General features: G+C 54.2%; 21 protein-coding genes and 1 riboswitch. Of the genes, 18 read left to right on the forward strand and 3 right to left on the reverse strand.

The features are described 5' to 3' along the window. Positions 1-64 precede the first annotated feature (64 nt). Positions 65-1,432: an O-antigen ligase gene (locus Q8W24_RS11945; RefSeq protein WP_305451609.1), complete on the forward strand. Its 1,368-nt coding sequence runs from the start codon at positions 65-67 to the stop codon at positions 1,430-1,432. Further along, the gene (locus tag Q8W24_RS11950) at positions 1,429-2,088 is read left to right on the forward strand and encodes a metallophosphoesterase (RefSeq protein ID WP_303431796.1); all 660 of its coding nucleotides are present in this window, start codon (positions 1,429-1,431) and stop codon (positions 2,086-2,088) included. Before Q8W24_RS11945 ends, Q8W24_RS11950 begins: the two co-directional genes overlap by 4 nt. Positions 2,089-2,191: 103 nt before the next feature. Here Q8W24_RS11950 and Q8W24_RS11955 read toward each other — a convergent pair whose 3' ends face one another. Both Q8W24_RS11955 and Q8W24_RS11960 read right to left on the reverse strand, forming a co-directional pair. Next, positions 2,192-3,625, reverse strand: a complete 1,434-nt coding sequence (locus Q8W24_RS11955; protein WP_305451608.1) for an AmpG family muropeptide MFS transporter — start codon at positions 3,623-3,625, stop codon at positions 2,192-2,194. Continuing rightward, a complete protein-coding gene (locus Q8W24_RS11960) occupies positions 3,625-4,110 on the reverse strand; it encodes a YajQ family cyclic di-GMP-binding protein (protein ID WP_303431794.1) in 486 nt (161 codons plus the stop codon). Before Q8W24_RS11960 ends, Q8W24_RS11955 begins: the two co-directional genes overlap by 1 nt. A 147-nt stretch (positions 4,111-4,257) precedes the next feature. Here Q8W24_RS11960 and Q8W24_RS11965 point away from each other — a divergent pair, with 147 nt between their 5' ends. The 10 genes from Q8W24_RS11965 (at position 4,258) to yacG (ending at position 15,778) form a co-directional block, all read left to right on the forward strand. Then, the gene (locus tag Q8W24_RS11965) at positions 4,258-5,193 is read left to right on the forward strand and encodes a ketopantoate reductase family protein (RefSeq protein ID WP_305475446.1); all 936 of its coding nucleotides are present in this window, start codon (positions 4,258-4,260) and stop codon (positions 5,191-5,193) included. 98 nt (positions 5,194-5,291) lie between these two features. Further along, positions 5,292-5,546: riboswitch (cobalamin riboswitch) on the forward strand. A 146-nt stretch (positions 5,547-5,692) separates the two neighbouring features. Further along, positions 5,693-7,879 (forward strand): TonB-dependent receptor, encoded by a 2,187-nt coding sequence (locus Q8W24_RS11970; RefSeq protein ID WP_305475448.1) that lies wholly within the window; start codon positions 5,693-5,695, stop codon positions 7,877-7,879. Between the two features lie 57 nt (positions 7,880-7,936). Next, complete coding sequence (locus Q8W24_RS11975) at positions 7,937-9,214, forward strand: hypothetical protein (RefSeq protein ID WP_305475449.1); 1,278 nt, start codon at positions 7,937-7,939, stop codon at positions 9,212-9,214. 634 nt (positions 9,215-9,848) lie between these two features. Then, positions 9,849-10,313 (forward strand): pilin, encoded by a 465-nt coding sequence (locus Q8W24_RS11980; RefSeq protein WP_305475451.1) that lies wholly within the window; start codon positions 9,849-9,851, stop codon positions 10,311-10,313. A gap of 108 nt (positions 10,314-10,421) precedes the next feature. Further along, a complete protein-coding gene (locus tag Q8W24_RS11985; RefSeq protein ID WP_305475452.1) occupies positions 10,422-10,874 on the forward strand; it encodes a pilin in 453 nt (150 codons plus the stop codon). 97 nt (positions 10,875-10,971) lie between these two features. Further along, positions 10,972-12,669, forward strand: coding sequence for a type IV-A pilus assembly ATPase PilB (gene pilB / locus Q8W24_RS11990; RefSeq protein ID WP_303431788.1), 1,698 nt, complete (start codon positions 10,972-10,974; stop codon positions 12,667-12,669). A 55-nt stretch (positions 12,670-12,724) separates the two neighbouring features. After that, a complete protein-coding gene (locus Q8W24_RS11995; protein WP_305475453.1) occupies positions 12,725-13,957 on the forward strand; it encodes a type II secretion system F family protein in 1,233 nt (410 codons plus the stop codon). A gap of 2 nt (positions 13,958-13,959) precedes the next feature. Further along, on the forward strand, positions 13,960-14,850 hold the full coding sequence (locus tag Q8W24_RS12000; RefSeq protein WP_303431786.1) for an A24 family peptidase: 891 nt from the start codon (positions 13,960-13,962) through the stop codon (positions 14,848-14,850). Positions 14,851-14,856: 6 nt separating this feature from the next. Beyond that, entirely contained in the window at positions 14,857-15,495 is a 639-nt protein-coding gene (gene coaE / locus Q8W24_RS12005; protein WP_368501360.1) for a dephospho-CoA kinase, read from the forward strand. 106 nt (positions 15,496-15,601) lie between these two features. Then, entirely contained in the window at positions 15,602-15,778 is a 177-nt protein-coding gene (gene yacG, locus Q8W24_RS12010; RefSeq protein ID WP_370693331.1) for a DNA gyrase inhibitor YacG, read from the forward strand. 74 nt (positions 15,779-15,852) lie between these two features. On the opposite strand, the gene Q8W24_RS12015 is transcribed toward yacG, so the two are convergent. Beyond that, the gene (locus Q8W24_RS12015; protein WP_305413929.1) at positions 15,853-16,437 is read right to left on the reverse strand and encodes a copper chaperone PCu(A)C; all 585 of its coding nucleotides are present in this window, start codon (positions 16,435-16,437) and stop codon (positions 15,853-15,855) included. A 258-nt stretch (positions 16,438-16,695) separates the two neighbouring features. Between Q8W24_RS12015 and prmA the strand changes: the two genes are divergently transcribed. From prmA to purD, 6 genes are all read left to right on the forward strand, one after another. Further along, positions 16,696-17,595 (forward strand): 50S ribosomal protein L11 methyltransferase, encoded by a 900-nt coding sequence (gene prmA, locus Q8W24_RS12020; RefSeq protein WP_305475454.1) that lies wholly within the window; start codon positions 16,696-16,698, stop codon positions 17,593-17,595. A 187-nt stretch (positions 17,596-17,782) separates the two neighbouring features. Beyond that, positions 17,783-19,507, forward strand: coding sequence for a DUF3426 domain-containing protein (locus Q8W24_RS12025; RefSeq protein ID WP_305475456.1), 1,725 nt, complete (start codon positions 17,783-17,785; stop codon positions 19,505-19,507). Positions 19,508-19,637: 130 nt separating this feature from the next. Further along, a complete protein-coding gene (gene dusB / locus Q8W24_RS12030) occupies positions 19,638-20,627 on the forward strand; it encodes a tRNA dihydrouridine synthase DusB (RefSeq protein ID WP_305413923.1) in 990 nt (329 codons plus the stop codon). After that, positions 20,624-20,938 carry a DNA-binding transcriptional regulator Fis gene (gene fis, locus Q8W24_RS12035; protein WP_370693329.1) on the forward strand — a complete coding sequence of 105 codons (315 nt, stop codon included), beginning with the start codon at positions 20,624-20,626 and terminating at the stop codon, positions 20,936-20,938. The genes dusB and fis overlap by 4 nt, the downstream gene beginning before the upstream one ends. Positions 20,939-21,028: 90 nt before the next feature. Further along, positions 21,029-22,657 (forward strand): bifunctional phosphoribosylaminoimidazolecarboxamide formyltransferase/IMP cyclohydrolase, encoded by a 1,629-nt coding sequence (gene purH, locus Q8W24_RS12040; RefSeq protein ID WP_305413922.1) that lies wholly within the window; start codon positions 21,029-21,031, stop codon positions 22,655-22,657. A gap of 51 nt (positions 22,658-22,708) precedes the next feature. Then, positions 22,709-23,995 (forward strand): phosphoribosylamine--glycine ligase, encoded by a 1,287-nt coding sequence (gene purD / locus Q8W24_RS12045; protein WP_303431779.1) that lies wholly within the window; start codon positions 22,709-22,711, stop codon positions 23,993-23,995. Positions 23,996-24,040 lie beyond the last annotated feature (45 nt).

Consider the following 24,040-nt stretch of genomic DNA (forward strand, 5'->3'; position numbering starts at 1 on the left):
TCCGGGCTTTTTTTGTTGTTTGTTGTTCCCACCGGTGATTTCTATTTCAAGGACTGGCAGTACCATGACTCGTTGGCGTGCTTATCTGCTTTTGCTATTTGTATTACCTTTGCCATTTGGTGGCTATACCGATTGGGCCTGGCCGTTATACACAGCCATTACCGGCGGTCTGCTATTGCTGGAACTTCGGTTACATACTCAGAATCTCACAACACTCCCGGTTGCATTTGTACGCAGTCGTTGGCTCTGGGTCGGTTTGTTGCTTATCCAGCTTTGGGTTGCCGCTCAAGCGCTATGGATCAGCTCTGCTCATTATGATACCTGGATGTACCTGTTCAAAGGCTTTGGTTATGCCGGCTTCTTTATGCTGACCTTGCTGCTTGTTCATTCGCAAAATCGTATCCAGCAAGCAATCTGGACGATTGTATTGGCCGCTGCTTTCCAGGCTTCGTACGGTTCACTCATGGTACTGACAGGTTGGGAATACGGCTTTTTTGAAGCCAAATGGGCATACATAGGCACCGCAACCGGTACTTTTGTCAATCGTAACCATATCGCCGGATACCTTGAAATGGCACTGGCACTGGGAATCGGCTTTTTACTGGCGCAGTCAACGGTTTATCAGGGATCGCTAAGGCAACGACTGCGGCAGGCCATACAGGTATTGCTGAGCAGCAAGGTTATCTTGCGACTGTTGCTAGCCATTATGGTGATTGCCCTGGTGATGACTCGCTCACGCATGGGTAATACAGCGTTTTTTGCCAGCATGATGATTGCCGGTGCCTTGGCTCTGGTGCTGATGCGCCATAAATCAAAATCGACCACAATCCTGTTAACCAGCCTGCTGGTTATTGATATCGCTATTGTGGGTACATTTTTTGGCGTCGACAAGGTCGCCGAGCGCTTGCAAAACTCGTCCGTCGATACCGAAAATCGCGACGAGGTAGCTCGAGACAGCTTCCTTATGTGGCAGCAACAACCATTTGGAGGTATTGGTGCCGGCAGCTTTCAGACCACATTCCCCAAATACAAGTCCCCTGACGTTGTAGACCCCAACGTCTATAACCATGCCCACAACGACTATGTTCAGTTCCTGGCGGAGTTTGGTGCTCCAACGTTTGTTGTCATGCTGGGTGTAGTGCTGGTCTCTTTATGGCGAGCAATCCGCGCGATGAGCATCCGGCGTAATGAATTACTTAAAGGTGCCGGGTTTGGCGCTACCATGGGAATCATTGCCATAGGGATACATTCTGCGGTCGACTTCAACCTGCAAATACCCGCCAATGCCTATATGTTTATGTTTTTACTGGCACTGGCTAATATTGCGCGCTGGGCAGAGCATGGCCCTCGAGCGCACTCCAGCGCTCAAAGAACCCCCAAACGCGCCAAACACCATGTCACACACGCCACAACAGAGACACCCAACCCATGAAAGTACAAGCCAGACTCTTGCGCCTTGAGACCAACCAGCAAGGACGTGATTTTGTTGTTGGTGATATCCATGGTCATGTCTCAAAACTGATGGGCCAACTTGATCAGTTGCAGTTTAACCCGGACTCAGATCGGGTGATCTGTGTTGGCGACCTGATTGATCGTGGCCCGGAATCACCTCAGGCACTGGCTTTGCTGGATCAACCCTGGTTTTATTCTGTATTGGGCAACCATGAATACCTGATGGTCTGTGCGATGAAATACAAGCACAGCGAACATCGCATGACCTGGCTGACTCACGGTGGCGACTGGATCGCCCAGACCTCCCCAAATGACTGGCCAGCCTGGTTTGAGACGATCGAACAGCTGCCTCTGGCAATCGAGGTCTCAGGAAAGTCTGGCACTCGTTACGGCATTATTCATGCTGAATATCCCTTCACCCACTGGGATGATCTGGAACAGCTGGATGCCGATGAAGCACTACGGACTATCTGGTCACGCACACAATTCCAGCAGCGTTCTGAGCACGTCATTGACGGCATTGATGTGGTTATTCATGGCCATAACATCAGTGATGGCGAGCTGCACCTGGGCAACCGGATATACATTGAACCAGGGGTTTATCAAGGTAAGGATTTTATTATCAAGGAGCTGTAAGTCCGAAGCGCTCGAAGCCACAGACTCACAGACTCACAGACCCACAGACCCACAGACCCACAGACCCACAGACCCACAGACCCACAGACACCGTACCCAGCACTCAGCCTGGAAGTGATTTGTTACGCGCTTCCGGCTGCTGTTTCATCAATACCAGCACCAGCAAAACCGCAGGAATCCCCAATGCAGCGGCGATAATAAAAAAGTCACTGTAACCCCAGCCATCAACAACCCAGCCCGAAAAGCCACTGATAAACTTGCCCGGCAAGGTCATCAGCGAACTGAACAAGGCATATTGCGTTGCGGTATAACTCTTGTTTGCCAGGCTGGAGAGGTAAGCCACGAAGGCGGTGCTGGCAATCCCTCCGCTGAGATTATCAGCACTGATGACTACTGCCAGCCAACTGAGTGGCGGGCGACTGCCATCCCAGGTCATGGCCATCACAGCAAACAACAGGTTAGTACTCGCTACCAGGATTGCACCTAGCAGCAAGGGCCGGTACATGCCCCATTTGACAACCATAACACCACAGACACCCGACCCGACCACCGTCATCACAAAACCAAAAATTTTGGCGATGCGGGCAATGTCTGATTTGCTGTACCCCATATCCAGATAAAACGGATTGGCCATCACCCCCATGGTGATATCACTCAAACGAAAAACGGCGATAAACGACAGAATCAGCAACGCAAACCAGCCATTACGCTGGAAGAACTCCAGCAACGGGCAAATCACCGCCCCCAGCAGCCAGCGCTGCCAGGCTGGACGTTGCATCAGATGCATAGGACGCCCGATCAAACGATCGATCAACTCAGCGTCCATGCGGCCACGTTGCTCTGCATCCAGGTGGTTGGGTTCGTCGCACCAAAACGTGGCGGCAATCCCCACCAGCATCAACGCTGCCATACCGATATAAGACCAGCTCCAGCTGTACCAGTCCGCCAAATACAAGGCTCCGGCTCCGGAAAACAGCAAGGCCACCCGATAGCCAAAAATATAACTGGCCGACATGGCACCCTGATACTCATCGTCAACCGCTTCAATCCGGTACGCATCCAGCGCCACATCCTGGGTCGAAGAGGCAAACGCCACCAGGAGAGCAGAGGCCGCAATCCACCATAAATCCGTATGCGGGTCGAGCAGGCTCATCCACAACAAACCGCTGGCAATCCCTGCCTGCCCAACCAGAATCCAGCTGCGTCGCTGCCCAAGCCAACGGCTCAGCAAGGGGATACTGACGCGATCCACGACCGGTGCCCAGAATACCTTGATCGAGTAGGTCATACCGATCCAGGCAAAAAAGCCGATGGTCGTGCGCTCCACTTCCGCATCCCGCAACCAGGCTGTCAGGGTCGAAAACACCAACAAAAATGGCAGCCCGGCACCAAAACCCAACAAGGCAATCGCCAGTACCGGCTTACGGGTGTAAATTTTCCGGGCATCACGCCACCAGCCGAAAAAAGACGTCGAAGTCGTGGCAGAATCCAGGCTGGATTGAACAGAAGAGTGATCCGTTACCTTACGGTCAGACATCAGTCTTTGAAATTCTTGAACGCCAGCGGCATCTCGATGGAATCGTCATTACGAAACAGCGCCATCACCGCTTGCAAATCATCTCGCGCCTTACCTTGTACCCGCACCATCTCTCCCTGAATCGATGCCTGCACTTTTAATTTGCTGTCTTTGACAATCTTGACCATTTTACGAGCCAGGTCCTTGTCGATACCCTGACGCAAGGTTGCGATCATTTTGACCTGCTTGCCTGCACCGGCCAGATCGCCATATTCCAGACAACTGACCTTGATCTTGCGCTTGATCAAAGAGCTTTCCAGCATGGGTTTCATCTGCTCGATCTGGAATTCCTCATTAGCCGTCAAGGTGACAGCAAAATCTTTTAACTCAAAGCTGGCATTAACCCCTTTAAAATCAAACCGAGTGGACAATTCCCGATTGGCCTGATCAACGGCATTCTGGGCTTCGTGTTTATCCACTTCGGAAACGACATCAAACGATGGCATTGGGCTTCTCCTGTCAATAACCTGTCAATAAATATATACAGTCATAAGCATGGCAATAAGCCGGACTGTATACCTCTGTCAGCACTGAAAAGCAAAAGTCATCCGCCCGCTCTGGCTCCAGCTCATCAAGCGACTTATAATCCTGCCATGACATTATCCATCGGCCTGCTTGGCCTGGGTGCCATTGGCACCGTCATGGCCAGCTACTGGCGTCAGCACCGTCTTTATGTGCTTGGCCGCTCACCACAATCCCCGACAATGGCCACCCCGCCGTTGGAACGTACCCTGCAATACGGGCCAGATATTCGTGCGAGTCATCCTGAATGGCCAGAGACCCTGACCCTGTCACTGCCACCATGGAACCATCAGCGGCTGGACTGGCTGATGATCACCACCAAAGCCGGTGACACCCTGGATGCCCTGTTACCTTATGCCAGCAAACTGCATCAGGTTGACCGCATTTTGCTGCTACAAAACGGTATGGGCCAGCATGAACAAGTCGCTCACTGGCTCAAAGAACAAGGGCAGAGCTGCGAGCTCTGGCACGGCATCTCCACCGACGGCGCTTACCGCCTGGAAAACAACAGCGTCATATATGCCGGACTGGGTGATGTCTGGATTGGTCTGCCTTCGGCACAGGCAAATGGATTACCGCGACAGATCACCAGCCACTTGCCTCATACCCAGGTTGTCTCGGATATTCTTACACGGCAACGACAAAAGCTGGCAATTAACGCAGTGATCAATCCCCTGACCGCCTGCTACCGCTGCCTCAATGGCGCATTAATCAGCAACCCTGAATACCGTGCGCCGTTACACTCGTTGGCCATCGAAATAGAACAGCTGTATCAACATCAAGGCTGGCCATTACCAGATCAACTGCCAGAGCGGGTAACACAGATTGCCCTATCGACGGCGGATAACCGCTCATCCAGCCTGCAAGACGTACTGGCCAACCGCCCAACCGAGCTGGATCATATTTGTGGCTATCTCTTGGCCCAGGCCAGCGCGGCAAAAATCGATTTGCCCTTAACCCGGGCATTAATGGATCAGCTTAATATCCGCAGCGGCCTCCCCACCTAGGGACGCCCTTCCCTGCTTACAGGCAAACCACAGCCACAGACGGCGCCGGACTCGACGATTTTACTTTGCAATTCTTGACGCCTGCTATTACCACCGCTACTCTGCGCCCAGAATCAGGTGCCCATGGGCTGAATCATTCAGCCTCGGGTTAAACGGGAAGACCGGTGATGTAAAAACATAAACCGGCGCTGCCCCCGCAACGGTGATCGACCCATTCAATAACAGGTTCCTGCCCATACAGGACACCAGCCACTGCCGAGCCAGCCAGCAGGCACCGGTGGGAAGGCGTTATGAACGAGCAGCATCTGCTCAGGTCGTCAGCCCGGATACCGGCCTGTTTTTATCAACCGACGTTGCGGAGGGCAGCGGGAGGGATTTGTGCCAATCGCCAATCGCCGCCCCGGCGATGTCTTCCGCCATCTTCGGAAGCAATGATTGCTTGCCTGGTCTGCTCCCCCTGCTCTTGCCGTTATATTCTGACCCGGTACTCAGGACTTCCATGACATTACGTTTGCCCTTCTGGTGTTATGCCTTTCGCAAGCCGTTGTCTTGCCACCTCCAACAGGCAAGGACACCATCATTGCTGTCGAGCCTGATGTTGAGCCTGTTATTGTCCGCGCCTGCCAGTTTTGCCGATTCGGTAACCCCGGCACACAACGATGATACAGACGATACGCCGGTCGCCGATGATGAGCTGGTTGTCTATGGCCATCAAGAACCCGCCGCAGACACCAGCTACCGACTCTACGATCAGCAAGCCCTGGCGGCTGGTTATCAGAACCTGGGGGAATTTCTAAGCCGTATCAACGGCCTGCAGGTGCAATCCCTGGGGGGGCTGGGCGACCCGGTACTGATTTCCATGCAAGGAGCTGATGCCAAACAAACCCGCTTACTGATCGATGGCGTTGACGTAACCACAGGTCAATACGGCCAGTACGATCTTAATGCCATCCCGCTGGCTTCCATTGAGCGAGTCGATGTCCTGACCAGCGGCAGCGATGCCGACGACAATGGCCTGATCAGTGATGAAGCGATCGGCGGTACCATCAACATCGTGACCCGTCGCAGCCCATCCAATACCAGCAGCAGGCCCACCCAACTATCCGCCGCGGCTGGCAGCTACGGTACGGCGACCCTGAATCTGCAACAACCGTTACGGACTCAGCCTCACAGCACTACAGATTTATTGATCGACCACCAACAAAGCGACAACAATTACCGCTACCCGGTGAGCAGCCCGGAAGACACCAGCCAACCAGCCGGACAACAACAAGCACTCAACAATGCCGCCTATCGTCGCGACCGCCTGACACTGAAACATCAGCAACCCGGCCTGTTTGCCAGCCTGTACTGGCAAGATGAATCCAAACAACTGCCACAGTATTATCGCAACTCCTCGAGTAACCGCTCCCGACTGGACAGCAAGCAACTGGGCGTACAACTGTCGGGCAACTGGGGACAAGATTTTCGTCAGCACTGGCAACTCTGGCACTCGCTGAACCGTCAGGCATTTTACGATCCAACCGCAGTATTCGGTTATGTCGACAGCAACAACCGTTATCGCTACCAACACAGCGAGGCCAAACTTGGCAGCCAGGTACAATGGCACGCCTGGGATTTGGGCAGCAGTATCAAGATAAGCCAGCAGAGCTATCGCAGCCGCTACCTGATTGACAGCGACAGCGGTGATTGTGACTCCCTCAGCAGCCGCTGCGACCAATATTCCTGGCTGCGGCAAGTACAACTGAGTGGTCGGGCACAATGGCAAAACAGCGACAGTACACGCCAGTTCAGTCTCAGTAGCAGCCACCACCAGCAAAACAGCCTGTTGCAAACCAGCGCTACCGATAGCAGCGACAGCGACAACACCCATCAGCAGCAGTCCTGGACCTCCGGGTTGGTCAGCCTGAAACAATACTGGCTCAGCGATACCGGCAACGGCCAGCTGCAACTAAGCTGGAAACAGGCACTCAGAATACCCAGTTTGTATGAACGCTTCGGCAACCGCGGCCTGACCCGGGGCAACGACGACCTTCAACCAGAGCAAAGCCAAACACTGTCGTTAAACATCAGCTGGAGCGGAGACTGGCAACAACGCCCCCAGCAGCTCAGCCTCAACCTGTTCCACCGCCAACTGGAAAACGCCATCGTCGCCGTGTATGACCCCTCAACCGGGGCTGGTCGCTATGAAAATACCAGTGATGCCACCATGGCCGGGCTGGAATGGCAGCTGCACAGTCAGCTCAACCGCCCTGTGACCGCAGCACCCGCAACAGAGAGCCTGGGGATGTGGCAATTGCAGCTGGCAGGCAGCCATTACCAAAGCCAGAGCAGCAGCGATATCGTTGGCTTTGATAACAAATACTTGCCCGGCATCTATCACCTGCGGCTGATTGCCGGATTACTCTGGCAATCCTCCATGACCACCCGGCACCACAGTATCGATCTCCATGCCGAGCTGGCTGACGACCTCTACCTCGACCGCTACAACAGCGTACCCGGGGATCAACGTCGCCTCTGGAACATCCATTACGGCTACCAATGGCCAGTGCCATCCAGACCGTCACTACTGCCGACCCACGCTGGCCTGCGGATTAACAACCTGTTTAATCACAGTTTTAACGACTTCAGTGGGCGCCCGGCTCGTGGCCGGGAATGGACACTGTACCTGAGCTACTCGCTTTGAATATTCATATCACCAGCAACCAACAAGTTTGCCAAACGACACCCAAGGAATTTTGTTATGCCTAACCGTCTGCCTGATCACCCAACAACATTATCCCGCACCTGTTTGTCCCCGTTCAGCACCGCCGGACTGCTTCTCTCTGCGACCCTGATACTGAGTGGCTGCGCCGGTGACGACGACGACGCCCAACCCATTGCAGAAGGAGCCTATGCGGTACAAACCACCGCTGCCGACTACAGCAGTGGCCATGTTGCCATCGGCAATATCACCGGCGACCGCAGCGTCCAGCAACAATTATTCAGCGACACCAACACCAACTACACCATCACCAGCGAAGCCAACTGGCTATACCGGATTGGCCAATATTACGTCGATACCATCAGCCGCTACGACGCCACCGCCAGCCTCAGCAGCCCGGAATGGACCTACACCACCAATGATGATGGCGACAGCAGCGCCAACGTCTATACCCTGGTACATCAGGACGACCAATACGGCTGGCTGATGCGCTACGGCGCGGAAACAGCCTGGAAAGTCGACACCACCGCCAGCAGCGAAGACGACTTCAAGGTCGATACCATCGACTTGTCCGATTACAGCGTCAGCGGTTACAGCACCACACCGGGGATGGTCGATGCCGCCATCGACAACAACCAACTGTTTGTTCTGACCCAGCGTTATGGCTATGACGGCAACAACACCGCCTACGTCGTGGTGTACGACCTCGACACCCTTATTGAAATTGATACCGACACCAGCACCGATGGCCTGAAAGGCATTCCTCTGACCGTGACCAACCCCACCAGCATGGAACTGCTTAATGGCCAGCTGTATATCGCTGCCCGTGGTGACTACGACGACAATAGCGGCGGCGTCGATGTCATCGATACCACCACCTATGCGATCAGCAATATCATCGATGGCACCACCTTCGCCGATTTGAACGACACCAGCGCCTCACCGGCACAGTACTACCATGTCAAAGACATCACCGTTGTCAGCGAAGACAAGGCCTACGTCAATATCAATGTTGAAGCCGGATGGAGCACTGTTGCCAGCTACCTGTATGAAATCAGCCCCAACAGCAGCAGCGACCCGGTTACCATTGATATCAACAGCCTGATGGCCAGCAACGTCAGCGACCCGGAAGACAGCTATACCCTCGGCGATATCACCCTGGATGAAAACCAGCGCCTGTGGGTCGGTATCACCAACGCTACCCAGCCTGGCCTGCTGGTGCTGGATACCGACACCAACAGTGTCAACGGTGACTTTATCAACCTCGATCTGGTGCCTGCCTCAATCACTTTCCTGACGGATGAAGTGTCCGAGTAATACCTTTTGTCTGAGCCGTGGGGGCCGGCGCTGCCCGTACCCCACATCCCCCACATCCCCCACTCTCCAAAACCCCCAAAACCCCCAAAACCCCAGCCATATCCATCCGTGCCTGCTATCTGCACCCTTTTCTCCCTGGTGACCTGCTCCGTCCGTGCCCAAACCGGCCCTGTCCGTATCCTTTGACGGTATCCATCAGGCCCACACATCAAGACCACAAAAGTCACTACCGCCAATATGGCCAGATATATCTGACAACCACATACCCGAGTGACAATATTTGTCACATTGTACTCAACTGGATACCCCGTTTTTCTGCAAGGCAGGCGATTCAATCAACGCCCACCGATGGTTTAGCGAACCAGGTCACATAAACCTGTTTATTTTAGCCAAAATATACTTGGCACGATATTAGCTTGATATTCTATGTATGCGTATCCAGTGATAGACGCACAGAAGCCAGTGGCTTGAGTCCGGGAAGACCCCCTCTTCAATTTCCCGAACTCACCAAGTGCTTCGACAACGAAGTGTTGGGATGTTTTGGGATGTTTCCCATGGCAAAACCCCTCATAATAGTCATCGCATAACACGTGTAATATTGCACAACCCTAAAATTTTGAGAGTGGAGACTTCCATGAAAACGATGCAAAAAGGTTTTACCCTGATTGAATTGATGATCGTAATTGCGATCATCGGTATTTTGGCCGCTGTGGCGATTCCTCAGTATCAGGATTATATCCTGCGTACTGAAGCCACCAACTCCCTGTCGGCTGCACGCCCATTACAGTTGTCAGTTAGTGAATACGCCGCACGTTACTCTGCATTGCCAGCAGCTTGTACAAACCTGAATGCCTACACCGGTGTCTCTTGTACTAAAGCAGATCACGCTGCTGGCAACGTAGCGTCTATCGATGTAGGTGCCTCTGGCGTACTGACCATTACTTTTGATACAGCAACCAATGGTGTTCCAGCCGATATCGCAGGAACAGCTTACACCCTGACCCCTACCCGTAGTTCTACCAACGGTTCTGTTACCTGGGCTTCTGCTGCCGCTGCAACAAGCGGTATCGACGCCAAATACCTGCCACGTGTGAACTAAAACACCTGAGCAGTCAAAGGCCCGCTTCGGCGGGCTTTTTTATAGGCTACGCTTGAGTTTATGAGACTTTCATCACACGTAAACCCTCTATCAACGTCAGGAATTTATATGAAAACAATCGCCGCTGGTTTTACCCTGATTGAGTTGATGATTGTTATCGCGATTATTGGCATTCTCGCCGCAGTCGCCATCCCCCAATACAACGAATATATCCTGCGCACCGAAACCACTCGCTCCCTGCATGTGCTGCGGCCATTACAATTACAAGTCACCGAATACGCCTCCCGTTTTTCGGCCCTGCCCACCACCGCCGCGGCGCTCACCACGCACTTTGGTATCTCCGATGTGCCAAAAGACCACGGTGCCAGCAATGTGGAATCCGTTACAATCGGTGCCAACGGTCTGCTCACCGCCCAATTTGGTTCGGTTGCCGATGGTGTTCCCGTTGATATTGCGGGCAAGACCTATTCCATCAAGCCAGACCGGAGTTCTGCAGGCCAAATCAGCTGGTCAGCCATTGCCGGTACGCTGGAATATAGATATCTGCCACGAATGAATTAAAACTGTTTACCAGTCGTTGTCTTTCATATCCTGATACTGGTACAGAACGTATGGCTTTGATATGTTGCAACAAGGTTTTTTAAAGAGTATCAATGACATGGCCGTTCTGACTGGCATTTCGAAACGACTGGTTGAACACAACCTGCTCTCACGAGAACAAGCAGAAGAATTGCTGCTTGATGCTCGCGAGAAGAAGACCGGTTTTATCGCCACCGTCGCGGATTCGGGCAAGCTCTCTACCTCAATACTGGCCACGGTGACCGCAGAAGAATTTGGCTTGCCGGTTATGTCTCTGGATGCTTACGACCTGGAAGTGATGCCACAGGAACTGCTGAGCGGCGAACTGATAGCCAAATACCGTGTTATCCCGTTAATGGTCAGAGGCACGCGCCTGTTTGTTGCCCAGAGTGACCCCTCTCAAATCCAGGCCATCGATGAGATCAAGTTCAGCACCGGCATGACGGTTGAACCTGTGATTGTTGAGCATGATGTATTACACCGCCTGATTGAAAAAATCGCCGCAGCCAACGACTCCAGTATGGGCGATCTTGATGCTGAACTGGATGACGTCGATCTGGAAGACCCGGACGCTGCCGACAAGGCCCAGGAAACGGCGACATCCTCTGGAGAAGACGACGCCCCGATCGTGCGTTTTGTAAACAAAATGCTGCTCGATGCCATCAAGATGGGCTCGTCCGATATTCACTTTGAACCCTATGAAAAACGCTATCGGGTACGTTACCGCACCGATGGCATATTACACGAAGTCGCCAGTCCACCAGTCACGCTGACCGGCAAGATTGCTGCCCGGCTCAAGGTGATGTCACAGATGGATATTTCCGAGCGACGGGTTCCCCAGGATGGCCGTATCAAGATGCGGCTTTCCAAAAGCAAGGCCATTGATTTCCGCGTTAATACGCTGCCGACCCTGTTTGGCGAAAAAATCGTGTTACGGATTCTCGACCCCTCGTCAGCCCAGCTGGGTATCGATATGCTGGGTTATGAGCCGTTACAGAAAGAGCTGTATATGCACGCCCTGTCGAAACCCCAGGGGATGATTCTGGTGACAGGCCCCACCGGCTCCGGCAAAACCGTATCACTGTATACCGGCCTGAATATCCTTAACGTTGAAGGCACCAATATTTCAACCGCGGAAGACCCTGCCGAAATCAACCTGGAAGGGGTTAACCAATGTAACGTCAGTGCCAAGGTCGGCCTCGACTTTGCTGCCGCGTTACGCTCTTTCTTGCGTCAGGACCCGGATGTCATCATGGTAGGGGAAATCCGGGACCTGGAAACTGCCCAGATCGCTATCAAGGCAGCACAGACCGGTCACCTGGTGTTATCAACCCTGCACACCAACAATGCCCCGGAAACCATCACCCGTCTGGCCAATATGGGGGTGCCATCGTTCAATATTGCCACCTCGGTCTCCCTGATTATTGCCCAGCGGTTGGCACGACGGCTATGCAAGTCCTGTAAGATACCAGCCGATATCCCCAGGGAAGCCCTGCTTGAAACCGGCTTTACCGAAGAAATGCTCGAAAACGCAGAAATTTATCAGCCCGTTGGCTGTGATCAATGCAAGCACGGCTATAAAGGTCGTGTCGGAATTTACGAAGTGGTTAAAATAACCGATGCCTTGTCTCGTATTATCATGGAGGGAGGCAACTCGATTGAAATTGCTGATGTTGCCCGCCAGGAAGGCTTTAACGACTTACGCACATCTGCCCTACAAAAGGTCGCCCAAGGTGTTACTAGCCTTGAAGAAGCCAATCGAGTGACAACAGACTAACCAGCGGCTGCTATCTTTGGTAGCCAAATGATTTTGCAGAGGCGTTCCAGCAGTTATGGCCAAGCAAGCAAAGAGTATTGATTTTGTCTGGGAAGGCGTCAACAAACGCGGCCAGAAAATAAATGGTTCCCTGTCCGGCCAGAATCTGGCCGTGGTCAAGGCCCAGCTGCGCAAGCAGGGTATTCAGCCCGGCAAGGTCAAGCGCGCACCCCAACCGTTATTTGGCCTCGGTGGCGGTGCTGCCAAAGGCAAAAAAATCAAAACAGCTGACATCAGCTTTTTTACCCGCCAAATGGCCACCATGATCAAGGCCGGGGTACCACTGGTACAGTCGTTCGAGATTGTCTCCGATGGGGTCGATAACCCCAATATGAAAGACCTGATCCTGAAGCTGCGTGATACCGTATCCGCCGGTAATGATTTTGCCTCGGCACTGAAAGAGCATCCCCAGTATTTTGATGAGCTGACCTGCAACCTGGTGGAATCCGGTGAGCAATCCGGTGCGCTGGAAACCATGCTCGACAAGGTGGCTATCTACAAAGAGAAATCCGAAGCACTGAAGTCCAAAATCAAAAAAGCCATGGGGTATCCCGTTACGGTGGTAGTGATTGCGGCTATTGTTACCGCGATTCTGCTGATCAAGGTGGTGCCAACCTTTGATGCCATGTTTAAAAACTTCGGCGCTGAGTTACCGGCTCCCACCCAGTTTGTCGTCTTTTTGTCTGAGGTTATGCAAGCCTATTGGCTGTACACCCTGGGGGTGATTATGGCTCTGGTTACCGCATTCAAGCATATGATGAGAACCTCCCAGACGTTCCGCGACCAGATGGATTATCTGACTCTGAAACTACCTGTCTTTGGCGATATCATGCACAAGGCCGCAGTGGCTCGTTTTGCCCGGGTATTATCAACCACCTTTGCCGCCGGTGTACCACTGGTTGAGGCACTGGAATCCGTTGCCGGTGCCGTGGGTAACAAACTCTACCGGGATGCGGTACTGGAAGTGCGCCAGGAAGTGGCTACCGGCCAGCAAATGCACTTTGCCATGCGTTCTACCGGTGTATTCCCGAATATGGTGGTACAGATGACCAGTATCGGTGAAGAATCCGGTGCCCTGGATGCCATGCTGGATAAAGCTGCCGAATATTATGAAACCGAGGTGGATGAGTCGGTCGATGGCCTGACCGCCATGATGGAGCCGATGATTATGGCATTCCTCGGGGTGGTTATTGGTGGTTTGATTATCGCCATGTACTTGCCGATTTTCCAAATGGGATCGGTCATGTAACCATGGAAAATCTATCACAACTGTTTGCCCTGATCGGCAGTCACTGGCTGCTGCAGGTTCTGTTTATTGGTGTGCTGGGGTTATTACTCGGCAGTTTTATGAATGTGGTTATTCTGCGCTTGCCAATCATGATGTTCCGGGCCTGGAAGCTGGAATGCCAGGATATCGACCAGCTGCCAGCTCACCCGGCACTGGATGATCTGGACAAACCGTATAACCTGGTAACGCCTCATTCCCATTGCCCCAAGTGCCAAACCCCCGTCAAGGCCTGGCAGAATATTCCGCTCCTCAGCTTTTTCCTGTTAAAGGGCCGCTGCGCTGGCTGTGCCAACCCGATTGGCTGGCGCTACCCCATCGTTGAACTGGTCACTGCGCTATTCAGCCTGACGCTGATCATCGCCTTTCCCTGGGGCTGGCAGCTGGCCGCCATGCTGGTGTTTACCTGGCTGCTGATTACCATGTCGGTAATTGATATTGATCATCAGATCCTGCCCGATACGCTGACACTGGGATTACTCTGGCTGGGCTTGCTGGTGAATACCCAGGGGCTGTTTACCGATCTGAACTCTGCGGTATGGGGAGCTGCCATTGGTTATCTCAGCCTCTGGTCGGTGTTCTGGCTGTTCAAGCTGGTCACCGGCAAAGAAGGCATGGGTTTTGGTGATTTCAAACTACTGGCAGCACTGGGAGCCTGGTTGGGTTACCAAAGTATCCTGCTGATTATTTTACTGTCGTCCGCCGTGGGCGCAGTGGTTGGCATTGCCGGGGTGATTATTCTTGGCCGCGACAAAAACCTGCCTATCCCGTTTGGCCCCTATCTGGCCATGGCTGGCTGGATTGCGGCCTTGTGGGGGAATGACCTGATTCATTGGTACCTGGGCGGTATGCACTGATTCCCGATGAAACGACAGACAGGAGCCATGCCATTGAACTGGGTATTGGGCATTACGGGTGGTATCGGTTGTGGCAAAACCGCCGCTTCGGACTATCTTGCCAATAAAGGCATCCATGTGGTTGATTCTGACCAGGTCGCCCGTCAGGTTGTTGAACCCGGCCAACCGGCCTGGCAGGCGATTGTGGCGCACTTTGGTGACGAGGTACTGCAGCCCGACCAGCAACTGAATCGCGCCTGGTTACGCAGCCGGATCTTCGAACATCCACAAGAGCGCCACTGGCTGGAGCAACAGACTCACCCCGTCATACGCCAGCACACGCTGCAACAACTGGCGCAGGCGGCGGGGCCGTATGCCGTTCTGGCATCACCCTTGTTATTCGAGAGTGGCCAGCAGGCGCTGGTGCATCGTACCTTGGTGATTGACCTGCCAGAATCCCTGCAGCTGCAACGCGCCAGCCAGCGTGATGACAATTCCGAAGAACAGATCCGCCGTATCATCAAAGCGCAGATCAGCCGGAATGAGCGATTACAACGGGCGGATGACATTATCGATAATTCTGGCCCGCTGACAGACCTGCAGCAGCAACTCGACCAGCTGCATCAAGGCTATCTGTCGTTTGCGTCTTCGGTACGACCCTCTTAAACATCACAGGACAACGACCATTGATTCGCCAGACGAGGCATCCAGCATGAGCAATTCCCCCACCGCCACACCGACCACCAGCCATTCTGCCGCCAACGATGCCGTGCTGGCGGTTGAATGTCCGACCTGCCAGAAATCCGTTCCCTGGACAGCCGCCAGCCGATTCCGGCCATTTTGTTGTGAGCGGTGCCAGCTGATTGACCTGGGAGAGTGGGCCAGTGAATCCCATCGGATTCCCGGCAGTCAGGATGAGAATGATTTGATGTCGGACGACTTGTATTAATACACCGCAGTGAATCACGGCCTGCAGACGAAGCGCTGGCCAGGCAGAACCCAGCCAGCATTGGTCTGGCGCTGTTATTGACGCATATCCACCAACTTGGCGCTGATGTTTTGGCAACCTGTATGCTCAAAACACAGCGTCAACGGTAACGACCCTCCAATAGCGGCAGGCAAGGGTTGTTTCAGCCCAAACAACATCAGATGCAAACCACCGGGTTTCAGGGTAACCACACGTCCAGCAGGAATATCCAACCCATTAATCTGACGCATTTTCATCACCCCGTCTTCATGGATGTGTGTGTGTATTTCGATATGGTCAGTCCAGCTGGATTTGGCACTCACCAAACGATCCGGCTTGGCACTCTTGTTGGTCAACGTCATGAACGCGGCGCTCATGGTTCGTCCTGGAATGGGTGCGCGTACCGTGGCATGACTGATGTCCAGCTTGCCACCGGCGCTATGCTCCACGCTTTCCATACCCTTCATATGACTCATATCATGGCCCTTGTCGTCGTGCTTGCCATCCGCCTGTACAGTCAGACTGGTGGCAGCCAATACCAGTGCCAGACTGGCCCAGCGCAGCGAATTGACGCCGCGTTGGGCGATAGAAAGAGGCTGGCTGTGAGTCGATAACGGGCGCACCTGGCGGCAACGAATCATAACGGTATCCTTGGTTGTCTTTATTGATAAGCTGGCGAGTATAACAAGCAAACCAAGGGCTGCTGGTGACCGCCATCACGGCATACAGCGACAAAATGTCACAGGCTGAAGTCAGCCTCACCGGTACAGCGTGATGCCGCCCCGGCCTTGCCGCTCCACTGGACGCTTGTGGATATTTTCGGCACACTCCGCGCTTTGCCGTGAGTCCGGGTTAACGTATTTCCTGATGACTCCCCGGCCCAGCATCGGAGACAGATCATGAGTCAATGGGTTCAACTGCGCATTCAAGCCAAGGCAGCACAAGTAGAAGCCTGTGAAAACGCCCTGCTGGCTCTGGGAGCCTTGTCAGTGACTCTGCAAGACAATGCCGACCAACCGATTCTGGAGCCTGAACTGGGCACGACGCCGATATGGGACGACACCCAGATTATCGGTCTGTTTGATGCCGAGACCCATACCGATGCTGTAGTGGAACAATTTCCGCTGATGTTTGCTGCAGAAGGCGGCAGTGGCCCGGTTGACTTGTTGTGGGAGCAGGTCGAAGACAAGGACTGGGTCCGAGCCTGGATGGATACTTATAAACCCATGCAATTTGGCCCACGACTGTGGGTCTGTCCAAGCTGGTGCAAGCCACCCCAGCCAGATGCTGTTAATCTGATGCTCGACCCCGGCCTTGCCTTCGGCACCGGCACCCACCCAACCACCGCCCTGTGCTTGCGCTATCTGGATGAACAGATCCAGGGGAATGAACTGGTGGTCGACTTTGGTTGTGGCAGCGGCATTCTGGGTATGGCGGCACTCCTGCTGGGAGCCAGTTCGATGGTGGGTATCGATATCGACCCCCAGGCACTGACCGCTACCCGCGACAACGCCCAACGTAATGATATAGCGCCAGAGCGCTTTGAGGTGTACTTGCCACCGCAAGCACCTGCGGTTCAGGCAGATGTCACCGTGGCCAATATTCTGGCCGGGCCATTAAACGAACTGGCACCGGTTCTGGCCCAATTAACACGCGCCGGTGGTAAATTAGCGCTGTCCGGCCTGCTCTCACAGCAGGCAGACGAGGTTATTCAGCGTTATAACGAGTGGTTTGTGATGGATACACCAAAGCAACAAGAAGATTGGGTTATTATCTCTGGCACCCGTCGCCAGGGATAGGCCGCCGCTTGCTGAGTCCGTTTGGCAGTGCCGACCAGGAGCACGGAGCTCACGCGCCCATCCGATCGCCTGCCTTGTAGCAGCCACTTGATACACACCATAGGGTATCAAGTGGCCAAAGCATCCCGGCATTCGCCATTGGCGCATTTACTGTTTTGAACAACCGGAATAACCCTGAGGATTCATCATGGCCACGCATGTGACTCGCTGCCCACATTGCCAAACCAGTTTTCGCGTCCGCGACGAACACCTCACGATCGCCAAAGGCAATGTCCGCTGTGGCTCTTGCCTGCAGATTTTCAATGCCCTGAACCATCTGGTCAGCCCGACCGATGAAGACGCTCTCAAATCAACCAAACCCAACACCGGCACACCCAACGTATCAGCCCCCAAAGCAGCAGCAACCAACACCGCCAGACCACGGACTGACCAGACCATCGCCGGAGCGGCAGCGGCTGCCGCGATGGCAGCGGCCGCCGCCAAACCCGGTAAAGACAGACCGAGCACACCCAAAGCGACAGTCACTCCTTCTGGTGACACCTCATCCACCCCTGCGGCTACTCCGACACCCGCAGCCAGTGACACCGATGCATTGGGTTCCATCAACCTCGAGTCCCAGCAAGAAGTCTCCACCGACGAATTGCTCGACAGCCTGTTTGGCAGCGCCAGTAATGACCAGGAAAACCAGGACGACGGTCTGGAATTTCTTGATACCGATAGGCTCGACGGTTTCGACGACTCAATCACTCTGGAAAGTCAAAGCCATGCACAACCCAGCCATCAACCGGATGAGCAACACAACAGCCAGCCTGAGAACGAACAGCCAGACGACGACGATGACGATGACCTGCTGATCCACGACGACATGGATCAACCGGATGATAACGACGCTATTGCCGATGACCCCTTTGCTGATCTTGGTCTGCGGGAACCCGAATACCTCGACCGTCCGGCACCCAGCTCCAGTCTTGATATTGACGACTCGCTGATCGATCTCGATATCATGGGCACCTCCCCGCTGAGCTACGATGTCAGCCTGCAAGAAGAAATCGAAGAAGAAGACGATACTGATGAGGACGATGACGAAGCCTGGGCCAGAGCGTTACTGAGTGACGACGACAACAGCGAGCCACCAGCAGAAATTACTCGCGAACTGGGTTTGTCTGACACCAGCAAGGCAGCGCCACGTCAACGTCCCCCAGCGCCCAACGTGGCAGCGGCTGCGGCTGCCACTACAACCACCGCCAGCAGCACGCTCAACCAGAGCAAACCGGCCATCAGCTTTGAACTGGCCCCGGTACAGCCCGCGGACTCAAACGACCATGACACGCCCGGAAACAGCTTGCCACCCGGTTTCGGACAACCGTCACGCCATCAGGAATTGGCTGGCAATATCCATGCAACACCCTTACAGCTCGATACCGACAAGCAAAAACGGGCAGAAACCGGCTGGCTGATTGCCGCCATGGTGTTACTGGTACTGCTGGCTGGGCAAGTGCTGTATTTCAACTTTGACCAGTGGTCAAGAAGCCCTGGCACACGCCCTCTGTATCAAACCATCTGTTCCGTACTTGGCTGTCAGTTACCCCATGTTCAGGATGTCCGCACCATGTCGACCCGCAACCTGGTGGTACGTACTCACCCGACCATTGCCAACGCCCTGATTGTCGATACTCTGCTGCTGAACAACTCGGAATTTGAGCAGCCGTTCCCGGATCTGGTACTGATTTTCCGCGACCTGAATGAAAACGTTATTGCCAGTCGCCAATTCACCCCCGCCGAATATCTGGCCGGAGAGGTAGCAGGGCAACACAGCATGCCCGGCAGAACACCAGTACATATTGCCCTGGAGATTCTTGACCCTGGTCAAAATGCCGTCAGCTACGCGGTACAACTGGTAGACAATCAGTAATTCCGGAATAACCACAGGCTGTAAGAAAAATGCCATATTTGTTGGCAAAGTGGCCTTTATTCAACGGATTCATCCGAGTATGATAGCGCCACTTTTTTCCGCACACTTTTTGATCAGTCCATAGCTATCCATGCCCACAATTGGTAAATACACGCTAACCAGCCCCGCCGTGCTGGCACCGATGGCGGGGGTCACTGACCTTCCGTTTCGACGCCTGTGTCGACGTCTCGGAGCTGGCCTGGTAGTTGGTGAAATGATCGCCGCCAACCCCGACCTGCGCGCGACCCGCAAGTCGCGACAGCGGCTCGATCACAGTGGCGAACCCGAGCCGATTGCTATCCAGATTGCCGGGGGAGACCCCGAATCGCTGGCAGAAGGTGCGCGTTATGCTGTGGCCCAAGGGGCTCATATTGTCGATATCAATATGGGCTGCCCGGCCAAAAAGGTGTGTAACAAGGCCGCCGGTTCAGCGCTGATGAAAGACGAAGGTCTGGTGCGTGAAATTCTACAAGCCGTTGTTGCTGCCGTCGACGTACCCGTCACGCTGAAAATGCGGACGGGCTGGGCACCCGAACACCGTAATGCCGACGTCATTGCCAGCATGGCAGAAGCACTCGGCATTCAGTCTCTGGCCGTTCATGGCCGCACCCGGGCCTGCGGCTACAAGAATACCGTTGAGTACGACACCATACGGGCAGTCAAGCAATCAGTATCGATTCCGGTATTTGCCAATGGTGATATCACCACACCGCAAAAAGCGGTTGAGGTCATGCATTATACCGGTGCCGACGGTGTGTTGATTGGTCGCGCCGCCCAGGGAAACCCCTGGATCTTTCAGCAGATCAATCAGTTTCTGGCCACCGGAGCCGAACCGGAAGCACCACCGCCAAACGAAATTTATCAAACCTTGCAAGCCCACCTGCAAGCCCTGTACGCCTTTTATGGCGATTATCTCGGGCTGCGTATCGCTCGCAAGCATGTTGGCTGGTATATCGCCAGACAACCCGGTAGCGAAGACTTTCGCCGCCAGTTCAACCAATTGGATTCCATTGACGAACAAGGACACGCCGTTCGTCAGTTTTTCCTGGGGATCAGGAACTCGAGGGAGATTGCCGCATGAATACCCAAGCCTATATCAAGAAGGTTGATACAGTGACCGAACCAGCAGAACAGCACATCCGACTGGAAACGCCAATGGCGTCCAACCAGACCCTGCGCGACAGTGTCGAACAGGCGTTACAGAACTATTTCGATCAACTGGATGGCCAGGATGTTGCCGGGATTTACGACATGGTCTTGTCAGAAGTAGAAGTTCCATTACTCGAAACGGTAATGAAATATACCCGCGACAACCAAACCAAGGCATCCGTTGTGCTCGGTCTGAACCGTGGCACACTGCGTAAAAAACTCAAGCAGTACGGCATGCTTTAACCGGCATACAAACAGATCATAGCGGCTGCAAGGCCGCTTTTTGTTTTTCAGATATCGAATAATGTTAGCCAACTTGTTGCCAGGAATACTATGAGCCACAGCACTCCGACCGCTCCGTCACAGTCAGGCAGTACGCCTGTTCGCCGCGCCCTGATCAGCGTTTCCGATAAAACCGGTATTGTTGAATTTGCCCAGTCTCTGGTTGAGCTGGGAGTAGAGATTCTCTCCACCGGTGGTACCTACAAACTGCTGTGTGATAACCAGGTAGCCGCAGTAGAAGTCTCCGATTACACCGGTTTCCCTGAAATGATGGACGGTCGCGTCAAGACCCTGCACCCCAAGGTACACGGCGGTATTCTCGGCCGTCGGGGACAGGACGATGCGGTAATGGCAGAGCATGGCATCAACACCATCGATATGGTGGTTGTCAATCTGTACCCGTTTGCCGCAACCGTCGCCCGCCCGGATTGCGACTTGCCACTGGCCATTGAAAACATCGATATCGGTGGCCCGACCATGGTGCGCTCTGCCGCCAAGAACCACGCTCACGTCGCGATTCTGGTGAATAGCAGCGATTACAGCAGTGTCCTCGACGAACTCAAGTCCGGTGGTCTGAGCTACAAGACCCGCTTCAGCCTGGCATTAAAAGCCTTCGAACATACCGCGGATTACGACGGCATGATCGCCAACTACCTCGGCACCATCGACCAGTCGGCAGATGAACTCAGCGTCGATACACGGCTGGACTTCCCGCAAACGTTCAACAGCCAGTTTATCAAGGCGCAAGACATGCGCTATGGCGAGAACCCGCATCAGCAAGCCGCTTTTTATGTGGAAGCCGATCCCCAGGAAGCCTCTATCGCCACCGCCAAACAGATACAGGGCAAAGCGCTGTCGTACAACAATGTGGCCGATACCGATGCCGCTCTGGAATGCGTCAAGTCGTTCACCAAGCCGGCCTGTGTCATCGTCAAGCACGCCAACCCTTGTGGTGTCGCCGTGGTACCGGAAGCCGATGGTGGCATCCGCAAAGCCTACGATCTGGCCTTTGCCACGGACACCGAGTCCGCGTTTGGCGGCATTATCGCCTTTAACCGTGAACTGGATGCCGACACCGCAACCGCTATTGTCGAGCGTCAGTTTGTTGAGGTGATTATTGCTCCTGCGGTCACTGATGCTGCCGCAGCCGTCATCGAAGCCAAGAAAAACGTACGCTTGCTGGTTTGTGGCCAATGGCCTGCCGAACGTGCCCCGGCACTCGATTTCAAACGGGTGAACGGTGGTTTGTTGGTACAGGAACGCGACCACGGCATGATCCGCTCTGACGACCTGCAAGTCGTTACCCAGCGGGCACCGACCGAAGCAGAAATCAACGATCTGGTATTTGCCTGGAAAGTGGCCAAGTTTGTTAAATCCAACGCCATTGTTTACGCCAAACAGCGTCAAACCGTTGGGGTCGGTGCCGGTCAGATGAGCCGTGTGAACTCTGCCCGGATTGCTGCGATCAAGGCAGAACATGCCGGTCTGGCTGTCGAAGGTGCCGTAATGGCATCGGATGCCTTCTTCCCGTTCCGTGATGGCATCGATAACGCCGCGGCCAATGGCATCAAGGCCATTATCCAGCCCGGCGGTTCGATCCGCGACGATGAAGTCATTGCGGCGGCCGACGAAGCCGGTATTGCCATGGTCTTTACCGGAATGCGTCACTTCCGCCACTAAACAGTCTGATCAGGCGCCTGCAGCAGGCGTCTGACGGTTCGGAGAATAATCATGAAAGTACTAATCATAGGTTCCGGTGGCCGCGAACACGCACTGGCCTGGAAAGCCCTGCAATCTCCGCAGGTCGACACGGTATTTGTCGCTCCCGGTAACGCAGGCACCGCCCGCGAAGCCAATATGGTCAACGTCGCCATCGATGTGATGGATTTTGATGGTCTGCAACAGTTTGCCGAAACCAACGCCATTGGCCTGACCATTGTTGGCCCGGAAGCGCCCCTGGTTGGCGGTATTGTGAACCGGTTTCAGGCCGCCGGTCTGAAAATCTTTGGCCCGTCGGCCGGAGCTGCCCAGCTGGAAGGCTCCAAGGCGTTTACCAAGGATTTTCTGGCTCGCCAGCAGATTCCTACCGCGGAATACCAGAATTTCACCGAGCTTGAGCCAGCACTGGCTTATCTGCGTGAAAAAGGCGCACCGATTGTAGTCAAGGCCGATGGCCTGGCGGCAGGTAAAGGCGTGATTGTGGCAGAAACCCTGGCCCAGGCCGAAGAGGCCGTGCAAGACATGCTGTCTGGCAATGCCTTTGGTGATGCCGGTTGCCGCGTGGTTATCGAAGAATTCCTCAGCGGTGAAGAAGCCTCCTTTATCGTTATGGTGGATGGCAAAAACGTGTTGACCATGGCCACCAGCCAGGATCACAAACGCGTTGGTAATGGCGATACCGGCCCCAACACCGGCGGCATGGGCGCTTACTCTCCTGCTCCTGTGGTAACACCGGCCATTCATGATCGCATTATGTCCGAGGTGATTTACCCGACCGTGCAAGGCATGGCCGCTGAAGGCAATGATTACACCGGTTTTCTCTACGCTGGTTTGATGATCGATGCCGACGGAACGCCCAAGGTTATTGAATACAACTGCCGCTTTGGTGATCCGGAAACCCAGCCAATCATGCTGCGGATGAAATCCGATATCGTTGCCCATTGTCTGGCAGCGCTGGAAGGTACGCTGGACACGGAAATTGCCGACTGGGATGAACGCCCGGCCCTGGGTGTTGTACTGGCGGCTGGCGGCTATCCGGCGGACTACCGCAAAGGCGATGTCATCTCCTTGCCTGCCGACAACAGTCACACCAGCAAGGTGTTCCATGCCGGTACCAAAACAGCGGATAATGGCGATGTATTGACCGCTGGTGGCCGCGTACTTTGCGCCACGGCGTTGGGCAATACCGTGAGTGAGGCCCAGCAGGCCGCTTATCAGCTGGCGCAGCAAGTCAGCTGGCAAGATATGTTTTACCGTACCGATATTGGCTATCGTGCCATTGCCCGCGAGCAGCAATAAAATTCCGGCAAACTCCCCCGAACGTAATAATCAATGGTGATACGG

Origin of the sequence: Oceanobacter sp. 4_MG-2023, assembly GCF_030689165.1 — a bacterium.
In the GTDB taxonomy this organism is placed as follows: Bacteria; Pseudomonadota; Gammaproteobacteria; order Pseudomonadales; family Oceanobacteraceae; genus Oceanobacter.